4 protein-coding genes are annotated in these 4,781 nt (G+C 60.4%); 2 read left to right on the plus strand and 2 right to left on the minus strand.

Annotated elements, in window-relative coordinates; genetic code table 11:
• Positions 1-160: 160 nt before the first annotated feature.
• Both RTE01_RS26025 and ygfT read right to left on the minus strand, forming a co-directional pair.
• Positions 161-637 (minus strand): 4Fe-4S dicluster domain-containing protein, encoded by a 477-nt coding sequence (locus RTE01_RS26025; protein ID WP_134526456.1) that lies wholly within the window; start codon positions 635-637, stop codon positions 161-163.
• Positions 634-2,574: a formate-dependent uric acid utilization protein YgfT gene (gene ygfT, locus RTE01_RS26030; RefSeq protein ID WP_115192501.1), complete on the minus strand. Its 1,941-nt coding sequence runs from the start codon at positions 2,572-2,574 to the stop codon at positions 634-636. The genes RTE01_RS26025 and ygfT overlap by 4 nt, the downstream gene beginning before the upstream one ends.
• A 413-nt stretch (positions 2,575-2,987) precedes the next feature.
• On the opposite strand from ygfT, the gene RTE01_RS26035 reads away from it, so the two are divergent.
• Entirely contained in the window at positions 2,988-4,433 is a 1,446-nt protein-coding gene (locus tag RTE01_RS26035) for a nucleobase:cation symporter-2 family protein (RefSeq protein WP_134526459.1), read from the plus strand.
• Between the two features lie 240 nt (positions 4,434-4,673).
• A partial coding sequence (locus tag RTE01_RS26040; protein ID WP_141335483.1) for a hypothetical protein occupies positions 4,674-4,781 on the plus strand: 108 nt, incomplete at its 3' end.

Genomic DNA, 4,781 nt, shown 5'->3' on the forward strand with positions numbered 1-4,781 from the left:
GGGGATCGCTCCACGGCGATCTCCATTCCCCGCTCGCTAGCAGCGGTCTGCGGGCACCGAGGCCGCATATTCTGCCAGGCGTCCGGTGAACGGAACCCCCTCTCAGCTGACCTGGGGATCGCTTCACGGCGATCCCCATTCCCCGCTCGCTAGCAGCGTTCTAAATCCCCGGTGCGCTGGCGGCGGCCTCCTGACGCCGTTTGAGCAGCGTGGCCAGCCGCTCGCCGGTCATCACGCTCAGGGCCGCGGTCGGACAAACCGCCACGCAGGCGGGACCGCCCTCGCGGCTCGCGCACAGATCGCATTTGATAATCAGCGGCGGATGCGCGGCAACGATCTCCACGGTAATGGCCCCAAAGGGGCAGGCTACCGCGCAGCTCTGGCAGCCGATGCAGCGCGACGCATCGGCCTCAACCCGATCCTCTCCCATGCTCAGCGCCGCCACCGGGCAGGCCGCCACGCAGGGGGCGTTCTCACACTGATGGCACACTACCGGCACGCTGACGCTATCGAGACGCTGGACCTTCAGACGCGGCTGAAACATGGCTGCGGATGCGGAATGCTCCAGCGCGCAGGCGACCTCGCAGGTCCGACAGCCGATGCAGGCCTCGGCGCTGGCGATAATAAAACGGGTCATAGGCTCTCCTTTCGCTTAAACAGGTCGAGCATCTCTTCCGCCGCCCGACGCCCGGCGGCCATTGCGGTCACCACCAGATCGGCACCGTGTACCGCGTCGCCGCCGGCAAAAACTTTCTCATTGCGGGTCTGCGTGCTGGCCCGGCCCTCGCCGCCCGTGCAGATTTGCCCCCAGCGGTCGAGGTCGATCCCGTGACCGCGCAGCCAGGGCATATCGTGCGCCTGGAAGCCAAACGCCATCACCAGCACGTCGGCCGCCAGCTCAAATTCGGAACCGGCAACCGGGCGCGGGCGACGTCGCCCGTCCGGCCCCGGCTCGCCCATTTCGGTACGGATCATGCTCACCGCGCGCACCGCCCCTTTACGGCCGCGGAGGATCCGCTGCGGCTGGACGTTAAACTGAAACGCCACGCCCTCTTCCCTGGCGTTGACCACCTCTTTTTTCGAACCCGGCATGCTCTGCTCATCGCGGCGGTAGGCGCAGGTCACGCTCGCCGCACCGCGTCGAACGGCGGTGCGCAGACAGTCCATCGCCGTATCGCCGCCGCCGAGCACCACAACGTGCTTACCCTCGATATCGGTAAGCGGATACTCCCCGGACGCCTCCAGACCCATGACTTCGCGGGTGCTGGCAATCAAAAAAGGCAGCGCCTGAATCACCCCCGGGGCATCTTCTCCCTCGAGGCCGGCGGCCATCAGGCCGTAGGTGCCGACGCCGAGGAACAGCGCATCATAGTCGGCCAGCAGATCGGCGAACGCCACGTCGCGCCCCACCTCGTGGTTAAGATGGAACTGAATGCCCATGGCGCTGAAAATCTCTCTTCTGACCGCCAGCAGGCCCTTATCCAGCTTAAACGGCGGAATGCCGAAGGTCAGCAGCCCGCCGATTTCCGGATGCCGGTCGAAAACGTCAACCTTTACCCCCGCGCGCGTCAGGATATCGGCGCAGCCCAGGCCCGCCGGCCCGGCGCCAATCACCGCCACCCGCTCCTCGCGTGGGCTGACACTCCCTGCCTGCGGCCGCCAGCCCATCGCCAGCGCGCTATCGGTGATATAGCGCTCGAGATTGCCGATGGTCACCGCCCCGCCCTGGGTCTTCATGGTACAGGCCCCTTCGCACAGCCGGTCCTGCGGGCACACCCGGCCGCAGATTTCCGGCAATGAGCTGCTTTGATGGCACAGCTCTGCGGCCTCGATAATCTTTCCTTCATTCACCAGGCGAATAAAATCCGGGATGTGGTTATGCAGCGGACAGGTCCAGTTGCACCATGCTTTCTGCGCGCAGTAGAGGCAGCGATCGCTCTCATATTCCGCCTCACCGGCGCCGAGTGGGTGATAGATCTCCGCGAAATGCGCCTTGCGCTCCTCGGCGGCGATCTTTTGCCCTCCCACCCGCGGCGGCTTACGCAAGAAGGCCGAACGCCGGTCGTCGCCCCGCATCCGCACCGGCTGACCCTCGGCGGCACGGGCCTGCCTTTCACGACGCAGCTGGTTTAGCCCGGATTCATCCATCAGCCGCAGCGCCTCGGTGGGGCAGCTGCTGACGCAGGCCTGCAGGCCTGACGGATGCTGGTGACAAAGATCGCATTTCTGCGCCAGCTGCGGTGCATCCTCGCCGGCGGCCACCATCTCGATCGCGCCAAAGGGACAGGCAACGGCGCAGTTTTTACAGCCGATACACTCCGCCGGCTTAAGCTGGATGCTGTCGTTGGAGAAACAGAGCGCCTGGGTCGGGCAGGAGGCAACGCAGGGCGCATCGTTGCAGTGACGGCAGGTGGTCACTCGGCTGACGCCGCGGTGAGAAACCAGGTGGATACGCGGAAGAAAATCATGCCGCCGCTGCGGCCAGCAATCCTCGTTGTGGGCGACAGCGCAGGCCACTTCGCAAGCGTGGCAGCCGATGCAGCTCGCAGCGTCGGCAACAATAAATCGGTTCATTGGCTTCCCTTGTTATTATTCCGAAATTGACAAAGGGTCGCGATGCAATAATCAGGCGATTTTTACATTCTCAATCGTGGCGGACTTATTTTTGCGAGCAGCCTCAAAAAAATATCGCCTTCACTCGCCATAAATATCAGGGAGACGCGCTGCAGAATCATATTGTGAGTCAGAATGATTATATCCCTCTCATTATGAGACGCTATTTTCTCCACGGCGTTTTTTCTCCCACCGCGCGCGGCCGTTACCGCCTCTTTCTGTGATAGTCGACTCATTTCAACATTATTTTTCCGGCAGGAATAAAAACTGGCACTGCCTAAGCATAAGTAATAGCGAACTTTGCACTCTCTCTATTCACCCCTCTTCCCGGTTGGCTCCTAAGCCCACCGTTGGATATTAAGGAGAAATACATTATGAGCGCCATTGATTCTCAACCACCATCGGTCACTGGTAGCCCCCACACAATTGATGAGGTGGATCGCGTCTTATCCCCGGGGAAGCTGGTCGTTCTTGGTTTGCAACACGTTCTGGTTATGTATGCTGGCGCAGTCGCCGTCCCTTTAATGATTGGAGACCGGCTGGGGCTAAGCAAGGAAACGGTCGCACTGCTGATCAGCTCCGATCTGTTTTGCTGCGGCGGCGTGACCCTGCTGCAGTGTATCGGCGTCGGACGTTTTATGGGCATTCGCCTGCCGGTTATTATGTCGGTGACCTTCGCCGCCGTGACGCCGATGCTGGCCATCGGCATGAATCCCGATATCGGACTGATGGGTATTTTCGGCGCGACTATTGCGGCCGGGATAATTACCACCCTGCTGGCGCCGCTGATCGGACGATTGATGCCGCTTTTTCCCCCGCTGGTCACCGGCGTCGTCATCACGTCCATCGGCCTGAGCATTATGCAGGTGGGGATCGACTGGGCGGCCGGAGGGAAAGGTAATCCGGAATACGGCAGCCCTATCTATCTGGGGATTTCGTTTGCCGTACTGCTGTTTATTCTGCTGGTCACTCGCTTTGCCAAAGGCTTTATGTCTAACGTCGCCGTGTTGTTAGGCATCGTTTTCGGCTTCGGCCTGTCGATGATGATGAATGAGGTTAACCTCACCGGGCTGCATGACGCCCACTGGTTCGCCGTGGTCACTCCGCTGGCGTTAGGTACGCCGGTCTTCGATCCAATATCAATCATCACGATGACCGCCGTCATGATCATCGTTTTCATTGAGTCAATGGGGATGTTTCTGGCGCTTGGCGAAATTGTCGGTCGTAAGCTGACGCCGCAGGATATCATTCGCGGCCTACGCGTAGACGGCGTCGGTACCCTATTCGGCGGACTGTTTAATAGCTTTCCGCACACCTCCTTCTCGCAGAACGTTGGCCTGGTCAGCGTCACCGGCGTCCATAGCCGCTGGGTCTGCGTGGCATCTGGCGCCATTCTGATTATCTTTGGCATGGTGCCCAAGATGGCGGTGCTGGTGGCTTCTATTCCGCAGTTCGTGCTGGGCGGTGCGGGGCTGGTGATGTTCGGCATGGTGCTGGCAACGGGGATACGTATTCTCGCCCGCATCAACTACTCCACCAATCGCTACAACCTCTATATCGTCGCCATCAGCCTTGGCGTCGGCCTGACGCCAACGCTATCGACGCAGTTTTTCTCTAAATTCCCCGAGGTACTGCAGCCGCTGCTGCACAGCGGGATCATGTTGGCTACGTTTAGCGCCGTCACCCTGAACCTGTTTTTCAACGGCTACAACAAGCACACCGGTCTGGTGCCGGAAGCCCAGGGGGCGCATCGCGCGCCGCGCACGGTGCGCATGTGGTTATTAATGCGCAAGGTTAAAAAGCAGCAGCATGAGGAGTAGCGCTGGACGGTGCGGCATCGGGGTGACCCGCTGTCGCGTTTCATTTTGCCAATAAGCACAACCGCTTGCGGAGAAACCACCATGCTACTTCGCCTGACCCTCGCCGCGACCCTACTGCTGATGATGAGCTTTCCGGCGATACAAGCGGCTGTCGATCTCGGTATCAGCAGCCGGTTTGGTTTTTTTTTGTTTTTTTAATCGCGACCTCGCTGCCGCATGATTAAAAGGAGTCCTGTCACAATGAAAATGGCAATCACCGTGTGCCCCTACTGCGCGGCCGGCTGCAAGATAAAGCTGGTGACCGAAGAGGGGCAGATTATCCGCGCCGAGCCGGCGATGGGCAAAAAT

Source organism: Klebsiella terrigena (assembly GCF_006539725.1).
Taxonomy (GTDB): Bacteria; Pseudomonadota; Gammaproteobacteria; order Enterobacterales; family Enterobacteriaceae; genus Klebsiella; species Klebsiella terrigena.

What these genes read in the sequence shown, in the direction of transcription:
- ygfT (WP_115192501.1), bottom strand. Translation starts at nt 2,574, where the DNA reads ATGAACCGATTTATTGTTGCCGACGCTGCGAGCTGCATCGGCTGCCAC.
- RTE01_RS26035 (WP_134526459.1), top strand. Translation starts at nt 2,988, where the DNA reads ATGAGCGCCATTGATTCTCAACCACCATCGGTCACTGGTAGCCCCCAC.
- RTE01_RS26025 (WP_134526456.1), bottom strand. Translation starts at nt 637, where the DNA reads ATGACCCGTTTTATTATCGCCAGCGCCGAGGCCTGCATCGGCTGTCGG.